Source organism: Gemmatimonas sp. (assembly GCF_044345575.1).
In the GTDB taxonomy this organism is placed as follows: domain Bacteria; phylum Gemmatimonadota; class Gemmatimonadetes; order Gemmatimonadales; family Gemmatimonadaceae; genus Gemmatimonas.
Genome location: NZ_JBIJAW010000040.1, coordinates 1 through 17,314 on the forward strand (window position 1 = coordinate 1; position 17,314 = coordinate 17,314).

General features: G+C 66.8%; 11 protein-coding genes. 7 read left to right on the top strand and 4 right to left on the bottom strand.

The features are described 5' to 3' along the window. A partial coding sequence (locus tag ACIQ6O_RS04340; RefSeq protein ID WP_396206560.1) for a TonB-dependent receptor plug domain-containing protein occupies positions 1-1,279 on the top strand: 1,279 nt, incomplete at its 5' end. Positions 1,280-1,489: 210 nt separating this feature from the next. Here ACIQ6O_RS04340 and ACIQ6O_RS04345 read toward each other — a convergent pair. Genes ACIQ6O_RS04345 through glgP form a run of 3 tightly spaced genes read right to left on the bottom strand, consistent with a single transcriptional unit; the run spans position 1,490 to position 6,995 of the window. Next, a complete protein-coding gene (locus ACIQ6O_RS04345) occupies positions 1,490-3,289 on the bottom strand; it encodes a DUF3536 domain-containing protein (RefSeq protein WP_396206561.1) in 1,800 nt (599 codons plus the stop codon). 5 nt (positions 3,290-3,294) lie between these two features. After that, positions 3,295-4,809: a glycogen synthase gene (locus tag ACIQ6O_RS04350; protein ID WP_396206562.1), complete on the bottom strand. Its 1,515-nt coding sequence runs from the start codon at positions 4,807-4,809 to the stop codon at positions 3,295-3,297. 11 nt (positions 4,810-4,820) lie between these two features. Beyond that, positions 4,821-6,995, bottom strand: coding sequence for an alpha-glucan family phosphorylase (gene glgP / locus ACIQ6O_RS04355; RefSeq protein ID WP_396206563.1), 2,175 nt, complete (start codon positions 6,993-6,995; stop codon positions 4,821-4,823). A gap of 143 nt (positions 6,996-7,138) precedes the next feature. On the opposite strand from glgP, the gene thrA reads away from it, so the two are divergent. Genes thrA through ACIQ6O_RS04370 form a run of 3 tightly spaced genes read left to right on the top strand, consistent with a single transcriptional unit; the run spans position 7,139 to position 11,807 of the window. Further along, positions 7,139-9,712, top strand: coding sequence for a bifunctional aspartate kinase/homoserine dehydrogenase I (gene thrA, locus ACIQ6O_RS04360; RefSeq protein WP_396206564.1), 2,574 nt, complete (start codon positions 7,139-7,141; stop codon positions 9,710-9,712). Between the two features lie 2 nt (positions 9,713-9,714). Further along, positions 9,715-11,073: a threonine synthase gene (gene thrC / locus ACIQ6O_RS04365; protein ID WP_396206565.1), complete on the top strand. Its 1,359-nt coding sequence runs from the start codon at positions 9,715-9,717 to the stop codon at positions 11,071-11,073. Further along, the gene (locus ACIQ6O_RS04370; protein ID WP_396206566.1) at positions 11,070-11,807 is read left to right on the top strand and encodes an SDR family NAD(P)-dependent oxidoreductase; all 738 of its coding nucleotides are present in this window, start codon (positions 11,070-11,072) and stop codon (positions 11,805-11,807) included. Before thrC ends, ACIQ6O_RS04370 begins: the two co-directional genes overlap by 4 nt. A gap of 52 nt (positions 11,808-11,859) precedes the next feature. Here ACIQ6O_RS04370 and ACIQ6O_RS04375 read toward each other — a convergent pair whose 3' ends face one another. Then, positions 11,860-12,015, bottom strand: a complete 156-nt coding sequence (locus ACIQ6O_RS04375) for a hypothetical protein (RefSeq protein WP_396206567.1) — start codon at positions 12,013-12,015, stop codon at positions 11,860-11,862. On the opposite strand from ACIQ6O_RS04375, the gene ACIQ6O_RS04380 reads away from it, so the two are divergent. The 3 genes from ACIQ6O_RS04380 to ACIQ6O_RS04390 all read left to right on the top strand — a co-directional run bounded on the left by ACIQ6O_RS04380 (position 12,005) and on the right by ACIQ6O_RS04390 (position 16,979). Then, complete coding sequence (locus tag ACIQ6O_RS04380) at positions 12,005-13,246, top strand: DUF4403 family protein (protein ID WP_396206568.1); 1,242 nt, start codon at positions 12,005-12,007, stop codon at positions 13,244-13,246. The two genes, ACIQ6O_RS04375 and ACIQ6O_RS04380, sit on opposite strands and share 11 nt — an antisense overlap. Before the next feature lie 40 nt (positions 13,247-13,286). Then, positions 13,287-14,231, top strand: coding sequence for a M28 family peptidase (locus ACIQ6O_RS04385; protein ID WP_396206569.1), 945 nt, complete (start codon positions 13,287-13,289; stop codon positions 14,229-14,231). 513 nt (positions 14,232-14,744) lie between these two features. Continuing rightward, positions 14,745-16,979 carry a prolyl oligopeptidase family serine peptidase gene (locus tag ACIQ6O_RS04390; protein ID WP_396206570.1) on the top strand — a complete coding sequence of 745 codons (2,235 nt, stop codon included), beginning with the start codon at positions 14,745-14,747 and terminating at the stop codon, positions 16,977-16,979. The last annotated feature ends 335 nt before the right edge of the window (positions 16,980-17,314 follow it).

Here is a 17,314-nt window from a genome sequence, read left to right on the forward strand (position 1 = left end):
CGGCGATGTGCGCATGGCGCTCGGCCGTGAGTGGACGGCACGACTCGACGTCCAGGGCTCGCAGGAGCGGCAGAGGTTTCCGCTCGATGCGAACTTCAACGGATTCATCGACAACCGCGGCGGGCAGGGCTTCGCGGAGGCGCAGGGGCCAGCGATCGGCGGTCGCTTGCGCGTGCGCACGTTTCAACAGCGCTTCAGTTATCAGTACCGGCAATCGCGTGGCCTGCTCCCCATCCGTGGCTCGGCGGACTCGGTCGAGCAGCAGGAACGACAGGGACGCTATTTGATTGCGTACACGAAGGTGGCCGGGCGGCATGCGATCGATGTGGGGGTGCAGCATTCGCGCCGCACGCTCGTGGCACCCACCAAGGTAGACGGCGATAGCGCGCGGGAGCGCATCACCGAAGTATTTGCGCGTGATTCGTGGACCATCGGCGACGTGCTGTTCACGGCCGGCGCGCGCCATACTTCGAGCACGCTGTGGGGAAGCACCACCAACCCCAGCGTGGGTCTCGCCTGGCAGGCCTCGCCCTCGTTGCGTCTGCGGTCGAATGTGGCGCGCGGCTTCCGCGCGCCGGGCTTCAAGGAGATCCGGTATACCTTCTTCAATCCCGCGGGCGGCTACCAGATCGTGGGCAATCCCGATCTGCAGCCGGAGAGTTCCGTCAGCGGGAGCGCGGGCGGCACATGGGCGCCATCGCAGCGCTGGTCGCTCGATGCCGAGGTCTATCGTAATGATGTGAAGGATCTGGTGGATTGGAGTTTCCGCGGCAACAACGTGGCTGGATACCAGACGTACGCCAACGTGAACATCGCGCGCGCGCGCACGCAGGGAATCGAGACCAACGCGCGCGTGGCGTTCGCGGGCACCGATATCACCGTGGGCTACGATTTCCTGCGCGCGCGCAATCTCTCCACGGGGCTGCCGCTGACGCGTCGCGCCACACATACCGCACGGGCACGTGCCTCACGCGAGTGGACACTACTCGCGGGACTACAGGGTGATGTCTCGGTGCGCTATACCGGCAATGCGCCGCTCATCGGTATTCCCGCGGGTGCGCCCATCACCGGCCCGTTCTCCACGGAACCCGGCATCGTGGGCCGCCAGGGCGCACTGCTCAGCGTGGATATGCAGTGGCGCCTGCGTGTGAACGAGATCGCGACGCTGTCGTTCGGGGGCAACAATCTGCTGAATCAGAAGCCGGCACTGTGGACGCCGGCGTTTGAACGGCAAGCATTTGCGGGCCTCTCCATTCACTGGGCCGCTGCTGAGAAATGAGCGGGGAGACCCGAGACGTGCAAATGAGAATCGAGGGGCGAGGGTGAGAGGGCCGACCGTATAGAAGCGAGACGTCAGCGTTTCCGAGGTGAGAAGCGAGGACGGACGCGCTCGCTTCTCACCTTTGGACGGCGGACGTCTCGCTTCTATCAGAGCTCACTTCACATCCTCATGCCTCGATGCTCACGCGCAATTCTCGGGTCTGAGCTCTCAGATATCCCCAAGCAGCGCAACGTCCTCGTTCGCGCATGTTTTCAGCAGTTCCCTCGCCACCGCCTCCGGAAATTCGTGCGGCCGCACGTCCTCCGTCTCGCCGTTCTCCGGGGCGATGTGGATCACCAGTGACGGTCCCTCGCCGTCCACGACTCCAGTGAACGTCGCCGTGGCGCCGCTGCGCCGATGTGTCGTCTGTACCACCCACTGGTCGCCCCGATGGCCGATGGCCACATCGTACGTCGCGATACGTCGTACCGTGTCCGCCGCGCCGCCAAGGCGCGGCGCCAGTGCCATCGCTCCCGCGGCCACGCACAGCGCCGGGTCGCGATGGGGCTGGGCCTCACGCACGAAGACATCGGCCGCGCTCGGTGCGCCGGGATGCCCATTCGTGGCGGCGGTGAGCCACTGCACGAACTCCGGCGTGAGTTGCGTCGCCATGCCGCTCAATTCGAGGGCACGCGCAGCGTAGCGCAGCACCTGCCGCACCTCGATGCGATCGACCTCGTCGAAGAACCACGCGCACGAGGTAGACAGGCGCAGTGTGGCACGTTGCAATTCGAGCAACGCGCGCGTGCGCTGCACCTCGTCGTCGCCGGCTCCCTCGCGCACGACCGACCGCGCGAACTGTTCGAGTGCCTCGCCGTCCTGACCCACCACATCGCCGTAGGCGTCGCGCACATTCCACGGATCACGATTGAAGAGCGAAGCGCCTTCACGTTCGTATACGTCATGCATGCGCGACGCCAGCTGCTCGAGCGCGCCGCGCAACGGGCCGCGCCACTGCTGCATTGGCGGCTTGTGACCGTCCAGCCGGCAGCCACAGTTGCCGCGCCACCGCTCGACACCGTGCGCGCAGCTCCATGCGGAAGGCGACACGAGCCGCACCTCCTGCGTGGTGGCATGGCGCGCCACCAACGCGGCGGCATTCGTGAGCTGGGTACTCGTGTGACGCGACACCAGCGACAGCGCCTCCAGCAGCGCCGCGTCACCGTTCTTGTGGTGATGACCGAACGTCTCGCCGTCGGTGGCGAGCGTCGTGCACCGCGGCGACGTCAGCGCCTGGTCCCGAAATGGCGTGAATCGATGCGCCAGCGCCCCGGGATTGCCGAGGAGCCCGCCGAACGCCACATCGCCAGCCAGCGATCCGTCGTAGGGGACAATCGTCAGCGTACGACCGGACGCACCACGCCACAGCACCGGCATGCCGCTGCCGTCATGCCCATGCACCTGATACGGCGCCAGGATCGTGAAACGCACACCCTCGGCGGCCACGGCATCGAGGGTGTCTTCGTCGGCCGCACACTCCGGTAACCAGAGGCCTTCGGCGTCGCGCCCGAATCGCCGACGGAAGTCGCGCAGCCCCCAGCGGATTTCGGTGCGCCGCTCGCGCGGGGACGCGAGCGGGAGAATGACGTGATGGTAGGGGGCGGCGATGGCGTTGCCATGGCCCCATCGACGCACGCTCGCCGCGTCACCTTCCACCATCGCCTGCATGGTATCCGGCGCCTCACGGTCGAGCCACTCGCACAAGGTGGCGCCCGCATCGAATGAGCACCACGCATAGAGATTCACGATGCGCGCAAGGCCGGCCCGGGCATCGCTGTCGCGTGCACTGGCCCGCGGATCGCGGCGATGCCATTCGGCGTGTCCCAGTCGCGCGTAGCATTCACGATTGATGCGCGCGTTCCAGTCGTGATCGGGAACCGCGGATGGCTCGATGGGCACGACCTCGAGCCACGGATCTTCCCGCGGCGGCTGGTACAGATGCTGATGAACAATGAGGGAATGCGGCATGGCGCTCAGCTGCGCTGCTCCGCGAGGTCCATGGCACGCCGATAGACCTCGGCGTATCGCTCGGCCGACCGCTCCCACCCGAAGTCGCGTCGCATCGCCGTCTTCATGCGCGGCAGCCACGCATTGGTGTCGTGGAAACGCGCGAGGGCCCGCGAGATGGCGCGGTCGAAGGCTGGTGCCTCGAAGGCGTCGAAGAGGAAGCCGGTGGCATCGTCCTCGACGGTGTCGGCGATACCCCCAACACGGCGACCGATCGGCAGGGCACCGTACCGCTGCGCCCGCAACTGCGTGAGACCGCAGGGCTCGTACTGTGACGGCATGAGGAACAAGTCGGCGCCCGCCATCAGGCGGTGCTCCAGACGATCGGTGAAGTCGAGTTGCACGCCCACGTGACGTGGACGTGCCTGCGCGAGCGCCGTGAGCGCGCGCTCGTACGCCGGGTCACCGGCCCCCAGAAATACGAACTGCGCATCGAGATTCCACACGAGGTGCGACGAGAGCAGTAGGTCGAGCCCCTTCTGCTTCACCATGCGGCCGGTGAACCCGAAGAGTGGCGTGCGTTTGCGCTGCGGTAGCCCGAAGCTGCGCTGCAGGGCCGCCTTGCACCGGCCCTTGTTCGACGGATCGTTGTCGTCGTACTGCGCGGTGATCTGATCGTCTGTGGCCGGGTTCCAGACGGATTGGTCGATGCCGTTCACGATGCCGCTGAAACGGTTGCCGAGCCACTGGAATACCTCGTGCAAGCCGAATCCGCCGCTGGCCGTACGCAATTCGGTGGCGTGATTGGGGCTCACCGTCACCACCATGTCGGCGTGCGTGAGCCCTGCCTTGAGGAAGTTCACCAGTCCATACCACTCCACGTGGCGGAAGGTGAACAGCTCGGGCGGAATGCCGCATTCGTTGAGCACGTTCGGCGAGAAATGCCCCTGGTAGCCACCGTTGTGTACGCTGAGCACCGTCGGCGTATTCGCGTAGCGCTCCTTCAATTCGGCGTAGCTGCGCATGTACAAGAGCGCCAGCGACGCGTGCCAGTCGTGCGCGTGCACGAGCACCGGCCCGGCAATAAGGCGCGGAATGGCGTCGAGTACCGCACGCGAAAACAGCGCGAACCGGCGGGCGTTGTCGGCATAATCGCGCCCTGATTCACCGTACAGTCCGCCGCGCGCAAACGCACTGGGGATGTCGACGAACACCACCTTGGGACCCTTCGGCGGATGGACCTCGCGGAAGAAGCGCACCTCTTCGCTGCGGTATCCGAGGTCTACCGTAATTGGGCGACCGAGCGGCGCGAGGTCGGGCGCGAAATCGCGCACGGTCCGGTAAAGCGGCAGGAACACCACGACATTGGCGCCGCCCTTCACCTGCACATTGGCCAGCCCCATGACGGCCTCGGCGAGCCCACCGGAACGGGCAAACGGGCTGTACTCGGCGCTGATGTGCACGATCGTGGGCGCCCCGTTGCCGGGGGCTCGCACGAGTGGCGAGCCCCAGCTGGGCGTGGGCATCGATGGGGCGGTCATTGTCGCCGACCTCAAGCGGTCGGCGGATCGTCCGGCAGCGAGTCCCCGGTAATGGAGGGCACATAGAACGAGCGCGCGTACTGCTCCACCATGCGACGCGCAGTGAACTGCTGACCGCCCACACGGATGGCGTGCTTCATCATGGTGAGCCAGCGACGCGGCAGTTCGTTCTTGTCACGATCGTAGAAGCGCGGGACGACTTCCTGCTCGAGCAGTTCGTAGAGACGGTTGGCGGTGTTCATCCCCGCATCGTCGTCCACTTCCGGTTCGATCGCCCACCCGTTGTTCCCCTCGTACCCCTCTTCCCACCAGCCGTCGATGGTGGAGAGCTGCGGCACGCCGTTGAGCGCCGCCTTCATGCCGCTGGTGCCCGAGGCTTCGAGTGGCACGCGCGGCAGGTTCATCCACAGGTCCACACCCTGCACGAGCAGATGCGCGAGGTGCATGCCGTAGTCTTCGACGAACGCGATGCGTCCCTCGAAGCGCGGATCGCGCGTGAACTGATACACGTTTTGCAGCACCTGCTTGCCCGGGGTGTCGGCCGGGTGCGCCTTGCCGGCGAACACGATCTGCACGGGGCGCTGCGCGTTCGTCACGAGTGTGTGCAGCCGCTCCACATCACGGAAGATGAGATTGGCGCGCTTGTACGTGGCGAACCGGCGTGCGAAACCGATCGTGAGCGTGTTGGGGTCGAGGAGCGTGCCCGCGCCCACCAGCTGTGTGGTTTCCATCTGCCGTGCGGCGAACGCGCGGCGGGCCTCTTCGCGCACCATGCGCATGAGCGTGTTCTTGAGACGCTGGTGCGTGAACCACAGCGTCTCGTCGTCGAGCGTGAGCACCTGCTCCCAGAGCGCCGGATCGTTGCTGTACCCCCACGCCGGTCCGAGGTGTTCATCGAGCAGCTTCATGATGGGGTCGGACATCCACGTGGCCAGATGCACGCCATTGGTCACGTGGCCCACCGGGATCGCTTCGGCCGGGCGATTGGGCCACAGCGAGCGGCTCATGTCGCGCGTGACGATGCCATGTCGACGAGACACCGCGTTCACGCGGCGCGACAGGCGCACGCTGGCCGCTGTCATGTGGTACACCCCCGAGCCCGATTCGGGGTGATAGCCGATGCGAAGGAATGCGTCCGCGTCGATCCCCATGTCCTGCCAGTAGCCGTTGGCGCACTGGCGCACTTCGTCCACCGAGAAGTGGTCATGACCGGCGGGGACCGGCGTGTGGGTGGTGAACACGCTGCAGTTGCGGACCGCCTTCACCGCATCGGCGTACGAGAGGCCCGCGGCGCAGTGTTCGCGCACGCGCTCCACCATCATGAACGCCGCGTGGCCCTCATTGGCATGCCACGCTGCCGGGTCGATGCCCAGCGCCCGCAGCGCGCGCACGCCGCCCACGCCCAGCAGCCACTCCTGACGGAGGCGCATGGCCGGGCCACCCGAGTACAGCTTGGAGAGCAGGGGGCGATCGTCCGGGTGGTTCTCCTCGAGGTCCGAATCGAGGAGATACACCGGCACGCGACCGACCTGCATCTTCCACACGCGAATATGGATGTCGCGGCCGAAGGTGTTCACCGTGACCAGGTGGCGCGCACCATGGCGCCCCGGGAGCGGCACCAGCGGAACGCCGTCGAACTCGATGCGCGCGTCGCTGTCTTCCTGCCATCCGTCCACGCGGATGCGCTGATCGAAGTAGCCGTTGCGATACAGGATGCCCACGGCCACCAGCGGCACGCCAAGATCCGAGGCGGTCTTCAGATGGTCACCGGCGAGCACGCCAAGACCGCCGGAGTAGATGGGCACCGAGTTGTGAATGCCGAACTCGGCGCAGAAATAGGCAACCGTCTTGCCGCGGAGCTCCGGGAAGGTGCGGGCATACCACGTGTGTTCGTCCGAGCGCTCCGCCGCCAGCCACTGCATGGCGCGGTCATACCGGGCGCAGAAGACCGGGTCGGTGGCCAGCTCATCGAGGCGCGCACGGTCCACCAACTGCAGCAGGCGGATCGGATTATGGCGCGTCCGGTTCCAGAGCCCTTCGTCGATCGCCTTGAAGAGTGAGCGGGCTTCGCGGTTCCAACTCCAGGCGAGGTTCTGCGCGAGATGCGCCAAGCCGGCAATCCGTCCAGGCAACGCCGGGGCGGCCTGAACAAACGGAATGTGGGGCGCGTCAGCGAGTGAGGTCATGGCTACGGGGAGTCTGTTTCTGAAAATGGGGTTCCTGCACTTTAGCACCCCGACACGCGAAAGGTATGCGCCGGGCGCTGGGTGTGGACAGGCAAGGCAGGGGGGGCTAGTGTCGAATTGCCCCTGAAGAAGGGGGATGACCCGTGACCACCTCGAAAATGCCCACACGCTCCTCCAATCAAGCCCGTCGGCCGCGCCCCGGTGCCACCGGTAAACGCCCGGCGGTGGAGGTGTTCAAGTTCGGCGGCGCCTCATTGGCCGACGCCGATGCCGTTCGCCACGCCATCGGTCTCATCCTGACGCCCCGGCCCACCCGGGTGGTCACGGTGGTGTCGGCGCTGGCCGGGGTGACGGATACCCTCCTGGGCATCGCCGAGGCCGCTAAGGCGGGGGACCTCAGGGCCGCGGAGCAGGGGGTTGAGCGGCTGCATGCCCGGCACCGGGCGGTGGCGCTCGGGATCCTGCCCACCAAGACCGCCCAGAAGGCACTCCTCGCCGACCTCGACGCCGCCTTCGCCGAACTGCGCACCCTTGCCCTCGGCGTCGCCAGCCTGCGCGAACTCACCGCGCGTACCCGCGACTTTCTGGTCGCCCGCGGCGAACAGCTCTCGGCGCAGCTGGTGGTTGCGGGGCTCAAGGCTCGCGGGGCCAAGGCGCAGTATGTCGAGGCAGCCGAGCTCATCTATACAGACGGCATCTTCGGTAACGCCTTCCCCGACCTGGCCCTCACCGACAAGCGGGTGCGAGACCGCCTCGGGCCGCTGGTGCGCCGCAAGGTGTTGCCCGTCGTCCCCGGCTTCGTGGGCGGCAGCCCCGACGGCGCGCTGGTCACACTTGGCCGCGGCGGCAGCGATCTGACCGCCACAGTGTTGGGGCGCGCGCTTAAGGCGCAGCGCATTACCCTGTGGAAGGACGTCCCGGGGCTCATGACCACCGACCCGCGCCTCGTGCCGAGCGCGCGCATCGTGCCGCAGCTCAACGTGCGCGAGGCGGCCGAGCTGGCGTACTACGGGGCGAAGGTGCTGCACCCTCGTGCGCTCATTCCGCTCGCCCGCGTGCAGGTGCCGGTGTTCGTGCGCCCCTTCGCCGACCCCGAGGCGCCCGGCACCGAGATCAGCACGCGTCACACGCTGCAGCGGTACCCCGTGAAGGCACTGAGCATTGTGCGCGGCCAGGCGCTGGTCACGGTTACGGGGAATGGCATGCTCGGTGTGCCGGGTATCGCGGCCCGCACCTTTTCCGCGTTGCAGCAGGCCGGGATCAGCGTCACGCTCATCACGCAGGCGTCGAGTGAGCACAGCATCTCGCTGTGCGTGCCGGCCGAGCGGAGCGAGGATGCGCGCCGCGCGCTGGAGCAGGCCTTCTCGTTGGAGCTCTCGCGCCGCGAACTCGAAGGCATGGACGTGAAGGGCGGCATGGCGACGCTCGCCGTGGTGGGGCTGGGGATGGCCGGTTCGCCCGGGATCGCCTCGCGGATGTTCACGTCGCTGTCGCGCGCAGCGGTGAACATCGTGGCCATCGCGCAGGGGTCGAGCGAGCTCAACATCTCGGTGGTGATCACCGAGCGCGACGCGGAGCGGGCGGCGCGCGCGGTGCACGACGAATTCCAGCTCGACAAGATCGGCGGCGGCGGCGTGCGCCATGACGATCGCCTCGACGTGATTCTGTTGGGCGTGGGACAGATCGGCCGCGAACTGCTGCGTATTCTGCCGCGCACGCGTCGCCGCGTGAAGCCCACGATCGTCGGGCTCATCGATCGCAGCGGCTATCTGTTCGATCCGGACGGGTTGTCCACGCGGCAGCTGCTCAATGCCGTAGCCCTCAAGGAGCAGGGGGCCTCTCTCATGGCAATCGACGGGGCCATCAAGGCCAGCGCGCCGGAAGCTGTGTCGCAGATCGCGCGGCATGCGCTGTCGCGCCCGGTGCTGGTGGATCTCACGGCAGACGAGACGCTGCCGGCGATTCGCAAGGCGATTACCGCCGATTGGGACGTGGTGCTGGCCAACAAGAAGCCGCTGTCTGCCCCACGCCCTGATGTGGAGCAGCTGCGCGCGCTCGCGGTGCAGCATGGCGCGCGCATTCTGCATGAGACCACTGTGGGCGCTGGTCTACCGGTGATGGACAGCTATGCCAAGCTGGTGGAAACCGGCGACAAGGTGCTGCGCATCGAGGGGTGCACCAGTGGCACGCTGGGGTTCTTGCTCACTGAGATCGGCAAAGGCCGGCCGTTCAGCGAAGCGCTGCGTGATGCCATGGCGCTCGGCTACACCGAACCCGATCCGCGTGACGACTTGAGCGGGATGGATGTGGCGCGTAAGGCGCTCATCCTCGCGCGGCTCATTGGCTTCACGGGCGATCTCACCGATGTGACGGTGGAGAGTCTCGTCCCCGAGGCGTTCCGCAGCATGCCGGTGGCCAAGTTCAAGAGCACGCTCGCCGATCAGGATGCGGCATGGGCGGCACGACAGGCGGCGGCTACCCGGCAGGGGCGCGTGTTGCGGTACGTGCTGCGCGCCACCAAGACCAACGTGAAGGTCGGGCTGCAGGCGGTGCCGCCGTCGCATCCACTGGCCGGCCTGCGCGGCACCGACAATCAGATCGTCTTCACCACCATGCGTTATCGTGAGCATCCACTCGTCATCACCGGTCCGGGCGCTGGCCCGGCGGTGACGGCCGCCGGCGTACTCAACGACATCCTTCAGCTCACGCCGGCCTGACCATGGCTGCGAACGATTCGATCTTCCTCGGCGCCCACGACGCGCCCGGCCAGCAGAGCGTCCAGCGCTGCGACGCGTGCGGACACGACCTGCCGGAATTCGACGCGAGTCCGGCCTGTCCGCGGTGCGGCGGGCTGCTCGCCATCATTCATCGAGCGCCCGTGGATGCCATGGGCGCACCGAGCACGCCGGCTGCGCTGCAGCATGCCTTTGCGCAGCACTGCTGTGCTCGGCCGGCGGGGCACGCGAGCGGCGTGTGGCGCTTCGAACAGGTGGTGATGCCCAATGCGGGCAGTGCCATCACCAGCCATCCGGAAGGCAATACGCCGCTGCTCGCCCGAACGCGGGTGAGTGCGTGGGCCGGGTGCGACGGGCTGCTGCTCAAGCACGAAGGGTACAATCCCACGGGTTCTTTCAAGGACCGCGGTATGACTGTGGGCACCACGCAGGCTGTGCGTACGAAGGCGACGGCTGTGGCGTGTGCGAGTACCGGCAATACGAGCGCATCGCTGGCCAGCTATGCGGCGCAAGCGGGCATCCCCGGCCTCGTGTTCGTACCCGCCGGCAAGGTGGCGCTGGGGAAAATGGCGCAGACGCTCGCCTATGGAGCCACCACGCTCCTGGTGCGTGGTGACTTCGACGAATGCCTGCGCCTCGTGCAGCAGGCGTCGAAGGAGCTGGGGATCTATCTCCTCAACTCCATCAATCCGTGGCGCGTGGAAGGGCAGAAGACGATCGTGCTGGAAATTCTCCAGCAACTCGGCTGGAACGTGCCCGACTTCATCGTACTGCCGGCCGGCAACCTCGGAAACACGGCGGCCTTCGGGAAGGCGCTACGCGAGGCACATGCGCTTGGGCTCATCGCCCGGATGCCACGCATCGTGAGCGTGCAGGCGGCGGGCGCCGCGCCCTTCGCGAAGGCGTTTCGCGAGGGGTTCGTCACCCGCTATAGTGTGCAGGCGGAAACCATCGCTACCGCCATTCGTATCGGTGATCCGGCCAGTTGGGACCGTGCGGTGCGCACCATTCGCGATACCGACGGCATCGTGCTGAGCGTGACCGACGACGAGATCATCGACGCGAAGGTGCAGATCGACGCGGCGGGTGTGGGATGTGAGCCGGCGAGCGCCGCCAGTGTGGCGGGCGTGAAGCAGCTGGTCCGCGACGGTATCATCAAGTCGGGAGACCGCGTGGTCGCGGTGCTCACCGGTCATGTGCTCAAGGATCCGGGGATGCTCGTGGAAATGCACCAGCAACGCGATGACTTCGCGTTGGCCAACAAGCCGATCGAAATCGACGCCAGCGTGAAGGCCGTGGCCGACGTGATTGCGCGTCGTGCTACCGTAACGGAGCGCGCATGAACGCGGTGAGTCCCCGTCGCACGCTCGTTACGGGCGCGTCACGTCCGCTCGGTGTGGAGCTCGTGCGCCAGAGCCTCATTCGCGGCGATAAGGTGTATGCCTGCTGCCGCAATCCGGCTCGTGTGCCGATTCTGGCCGACCTGCGCGCCGAGTTCGGTGGCCTCGAACTGTTGCCACTCGACCCGGCGGATGCGTCGAGCGTGGCCGACGTCGTGCCGGTGCTCGAGAGTCTCACCGATTCGCTCGATATGCTCATCATCGGGTCCGCCGAGCCGGGCCCGCACGAGACGCTCGCCTCGGCAGAACGCGACGAACACCTGCAGTCGCTCACTGGGAGCGGGCTTACCGAACATCTCCGTCGTCACGCGGTGGCACCGCTGCTGTTGGTGCGTACACTGCTTCCCTGGCTCATGAAGGGCGACAAGGCGCGCGTACTGGTGGTGAATACGTGGCTGGGATCGTTGTCGGGCAAGTCGCAGGGGGGCGACTATGCCACGTGTGCGAGCGCGGCGGCGCTCAACATGTACATGCGCACACTGGCGCACGATCTGGCTGACGAAGGGATCACGCTCCTGCTCGGCAACCCGGGCAACTACGCCACCACGCCCGACGGCCCCGTTTTCAAGGTGCCGATCGAAGACGCGGCCCTCGGTCTGATCATGCAGGCCGAGCGCCTGCCGCGGGAGCGTACGGGCGCCTTCCTCGATTGGACCGGCGCCGAACGGGCGTGGTGAGTCGCATCGGCGCCTACGGTCTCGTCGGACTTCGGTCCTCGTGGCGTCGAGGCTACCCGCTGGCGTTGGGGATCTTCCTCGCGGCGTGCAGCAGTACCCCGGCGCCCACACCGAGCCCCGTGCCCAGACCGGTGACCGGTGGGAGCGCGGCGGGCGCACCGTCAGTCGCGCCGACCTCCCCGTTGGCGGTGGTGCCCGTGAAGGTCACCTACGTGCTACGCGCGATGGTGCCGTCGCTCGATTCGCTCTTTCCTGCGCGCGACTCGCTCACCGCGGCGCGTTGTGCCAATGCGGCGGGGCTCGTCTGCCACCAGTACGTGTATCGTCGCGAGCCGCTGCGACTGCGCGGGGAAGGGAATCGACTGTTCATCGACACCGACCTGAGCTTTCGCGCGCAGTTGGGGGTACTGGGGGGAGCACGGGTTGCGAGTTGCGGCTATGCGCCGGAGTCGATGCGGCGGTCGGTGTTGAGCATGAGCACGGCGCTCTACTGGCGGCGCGACTGGCGCATCGGGGCACAGGATTCTCGCCTTGCCGCCACACTGCTCGACCCGTGCAAGGTCACGGTGCTCGGCGTGGATGCGAGACTATCCATGCAGAGTATTCTCGACCGGCAGCTCACCACGTTCGCGGCGCAGGCCGATACCACCATCCCGCAGGTAGCTGATTTCCGACCGCTGGCTGATTCACTCTGGCGAAGCTTTCTCGAACCCACCGCGCTCGATTCGCTCTCGTCACTGTGGCTCGTGCTCGACCCGGAGTCGGTACGAGTTACTCCCTTCGAGGGGAACGGCGTGAACATCACCACGACGCTCGTGCTGTACGCCCGTCCGCGTGTGGTGGCCGGCGCCAAGCCGGCCGTACGCGCTCGCCCGCTTCCCGCGCTCGCCCTGGGTACGGCGCCGTCGGAGTTCTCCGTACCGGTGACGGTAGAGTTGCCGTTCGCGGAGATGGCCCGGCGAGCCACGCAGCTGCTGAGCGAGGAAACGCGCAATGAGACCGTGAAGGTGGACACTGTCTTCGTGCGCGGCGTCGGCGATACGGTACTCGTGGATCTCGCCGTGTCCGGGGCGCTCCGCGGCCGGTTGCAACTGGCGTCACGTCCACGATGGGACGCCGCCGCGCGTGAACTGCGACTCGATGACCTCGACTGGACGCTACAGAGCCGCGGCGCGCTGTCGCGGGTGAAGGCCACGTTGGCCACGCCGCTCGTGGCGATCGCCGTGCGCCGGGCCACCGGTGGGGGCAAACTCCCGCTCGGCGCGCAACTCGATTCCGCTCGCGCGGAGTTGCTCCTCAAGCTCAATGGCGCACTCGCCCCGGGCGTGGTCATGGGAAGCAGCGTACGTGACGTGCAGATTACCGAAGTCACGACCACCTCGTCTGGGATCGTCGTGCGCGCGCGGTTGACGGGGCAGAGTGGGGTCTGGATCCAGTAATGCCTCGGTGGTCGTCGCTGAACTCTCTCTCTACGCCGTCATGCATCCTCGCGTCGTTCTGATTGCCTCACTGCTGATTGCGGCCGTGCCGCTCCGCGCCCAGCCCTTCGCGGCCCCGCGCGATTCCGCCACGCGTGTGCTCATGTCCCGTCTGGCGACCTTGTCGGCCGACAGCATGGAGGGCCGTCGCACCGGCACGCCGGGGAGTACCCGCGCCCGCGCGTGGCTGGTGCAGCAGCTCACGGCCATGGGGGCCAAACCGGTGGGGGCCTCCTACGAGCACCCCTTCCGGATGCGTCCCCGTGGCGCCGGTGCGGTGGATAGCATCACGGCGGTCAACGTCGTCGCGCGCATCCCGGGGCGTGCCGCTGGTGGGCGGGCGCTGGTGATGAGCGCGCACTACGACCATCTCGGCGTGCGCAATGGCGAGGTCTTCAACGGGGCCGATGATGACGCTAGCGGCTGCATCGCGCTGCTTACGGTGGCCGAGCAGCTGCTGCGCACTCCCCCGCAGCACGACGTCATTCTCGCCTTCTTCGACGCCGAGGAGATGGGGCTGCAGGGCGCGCGGGCCTTCGTGAATGCGCCGCCGGTACCACTCGCGAGTATCGCCGCCAATCTCAATCTCGATATGGTCGCCAGGCAGGACGCCGGCGCACTCTGGGTGTCCGGTACGTCGCACTACCCGTTCCTCAAGCCGGTCGCCGAATCGGCGTCGAAGACCTCCGGTGTGTCCGTGCGCTTCGGGCACGATACGAAGGATCTCAAGCCCGGTGATGACTGGACCAACTCATCGGACCACGGCGCGTTTCATGGCAAGGGGATCCCGTTTCTCTATCTGGGCGTGGAGGACCACCCCGACTACCACAAGTCGGGTGACGACGCCGACAAGGTAGACCCCGCCTTTTACGCGAGGTCGGTGGCGTTCGCCGGGGCGCTGCTCCGTGCACTCGACAAGGCGCTACCGCAGATCCCGCCCCGCTGACCATCGCGGTTCGCCGAGGGAATGGCTGGAACGACGAAGGGCCGCCCGTTCGAAAACGGGACGGCCCTTCATGATTCCCTGCCGGCTCGAGGAGACCCTGAACCGGAAGTACCCGTGTTACCGGGCGCCGATCAGGCGATCCGCTGCCCAGGACGAGCCGGCATAGGGACTGGAACTAGACAATTGATCACCTCCTCGAGATAGAGTGAAACATCGGGTGTAAACCACCACCGATTTGTTGCGCCGCCCTTCGTACGAGGCACACCGGCTGGATGCCGGGGCCGGGTTTTCCGGTCGGTTACGCGGCCGCTCCTCCGCGATGCCCATCATGCTATGGGCGATCACGCCATCCTGCAATAGGTTGACGTCCTGTCAGGTCACATTCGTGCTCTTCTGTGACGAAGTTGGGGCTGGCTGTAACCGCCGTGGCGCCACACCGGACGCGGCGTCGCGCCCGCCGATTATTGTTCCGGGGTCCGGACCGTCAGCCTTCCGATCATCTCTCCCCGAGCCATGACGCCCCACTCGTCCCTTCTGCGCGCCTCCGTCGCGCGTTCACTGCACGCCGTCCTGGTGCTGGTCCTCGGCCCCGCCGCGCTCGTTGCGCAAACGCGTGGTGCCGTGACCGGTCGCCCCGTATCTGCTGCCGCTTCGAGCGTGCTCCCGAAGGGGCCGCGCGCGATGATGCTCGGCGACTGGTACCGTGTCGTGAACGTGAGCACCCCCGCGGTATCCCCCGACGGCAAGCGCGTCGCCATGACGGTGACCAAGGCGGTCGAAGGCGAGAATAAGCGTCACAGTGAGATCTGGGTGGTGAACACCGCCGGCGGTGAGCCGCAGCGGTGGACGTCGCCGAACACCGAAAGCAGCAACCCGCGCTGGTCGGGCGACGGCAAGTACCTCTTCTTCACGTCGCCGCGCGCGGGCGGTAAGGGAAACACGTGGGCCATCCGTCTCGACCAGCCGAGCGGCGAGGCGGTGCAGGTGCCGGAGTATCCGGCTGGCAGCATGCCCGCCGAAGGCTCATTTGCGGTGTTCGCTGATGCCGCCACGCCCGCCCCGCAGGTACCGGCCGGCGATCCGTTCGCGCAGCAGCAGCCGATGGCGCGTCCGCCCTTCGATGCCATCACCCGTCCCGCCGTCGCGGCCCGGTTCGACGGCCGCCATGTGGTGGACATGGTGTACAAGAACAACAGCACGGGCTTCGTGCCGGGGCGTCGTACGCCGCGCACGTGGCGTCCGCAGCAGCTCTTCCGCCAGAACGTCGGCGATACCACGAAGAAGCAGATCACCAACGTCGCCTACTCGCATCGCGGCGCGGTCGTATCGCCCGACGGCAAGTGGGTGGCCTTCGTGGCCGATGCCCGGCTGCGTCCTGACAGCGTCGTGGAGATGGAGCGCGACTCGCTGGCCAAGCTTCCGTACGACAAGATGCGTGACGAGGCCGAGCGCAACGAAGCCGATGTGTATGTCGTGAGCGTGGACGGTGGGACGCCCCGCAAGGTCGTGGAGTGGATGGGTGCCGAATCGAACGTCACCTGGTCGCCGGACGGCAAGCAGCTCGCCTTCATCGGTCGTCCGGGGCGGACGAAGAACGCGCGCCTCTTCACGGTCGACGTGAACGGGGGGACGCCGCGCAACCTGCTCGGTGACTGGCAGTTCGAGCCGTCAGACTTCGATTGGCTCAAGACGGGGATGCAGTTCACCGCCGACATCGGTGGGCGCTCCGCGGTGTTGCGCGCCGACCTCGCCGGCAAGAGTGCGCCGAAGGAACTCGTGAGTGGGCGTCGCCAGATTCGCGGCACCAGCTACGATGCGGCCGGTAAGCTGCTCGCCTTCGTCGCTACCAGCATGACCCGTCCCACCGAGCTGTTCGTGGCCAACGCCGACGGCACGGGAGAGCGCAAGCTCACCGGCTTCAACGATGCCGTGAACGCGGATGTCACGTGGAGCGATGCGGAGCGCTTCACCTACAAGAGCGTGGGCGGCCTCGAGATCGAAAGCTGGCTCATGAGGCCGTACGGGTACGAGGCGGGCAAGAAGTACCCCATGGTGATCTATATCCACGGGGGGCCGCACTCGGCGTACGGCGAGGGCTGGTTCGACGAGTTCCAGAACCTCGCGGCGCAGGGGATGTTCGTGCTCTTCACCAACCCGCGCGGTTCGAGCGGCTACGGGGCCGACTTCACGTACAGCACGCGCGGCCGTTGGGGGATGGAAGACTACGAGGACATCATGAAGGCGGTGGACATCGTGGCCGCGCGCCCCGATGTGGACAGCACGAAGATGGGCGCCACCGGCGGGTCGTACGGCGGCTTCATGACCACGTGGATCGCCACGAAGACGAACCGCTTCGCTGCCATCCAGACCGACCGTACCATCACCGACTGGACGTACTGGTACGGTGCGAGCGATGCGCAGGGCCTCACCGAGTTCGAATTCTACGGCAAGCCGTGGGATAACCAGGCGCTGTACGACACGCTCTCGCCCATTCGCTACGTGAGCAAGGTGAAGACGCCGATGCTGATCGTGCAGAGCGAGGAAGATCATCGCACGCCGATGGGGAGCGCCGAGATGTGGTTCATGTCGCTCAAGAAGCAGGGCGTGCCGGTGGAGCTGGTGCGGTACCCGCGCTCGAACCACGACCTGAGCCGCACGGGCGAGCCGTGGCTGCTGGTAGACCGGCTGGGGAGACTGGGGCAGTGGTTTGGGTATTGGTTGCAGGGCAGGAAGCCGGGAACGAACTGAGTAACGGCGGGACTGCTTACTGCGCGACGGCTTACTGCGCTGAACAGCAGACGGCAGACGGCAGGAACTACAGCACGCAGTAGGGGAGGAATTCGGAAAAACAACACGGCAGCGTGCGCTTCGCGCCGCTGCCGATTTCCCTACCGCAAAGGAAATCGGGCGCCCCGCGAAGCGGTGGCGCCCGTTTTGTTCTACCGAATCCCTCCCACACTGCGTGCTGTAGTTCCTTGTATGTCTACCCGGCGTATTCGCACGACAGATTTAGGGCGGCGGCTTCCCGTTCGTTCCTCTGGGACCTCGATCCCGTACGGCAGTCAGGGCGCCGCCGCCCCACT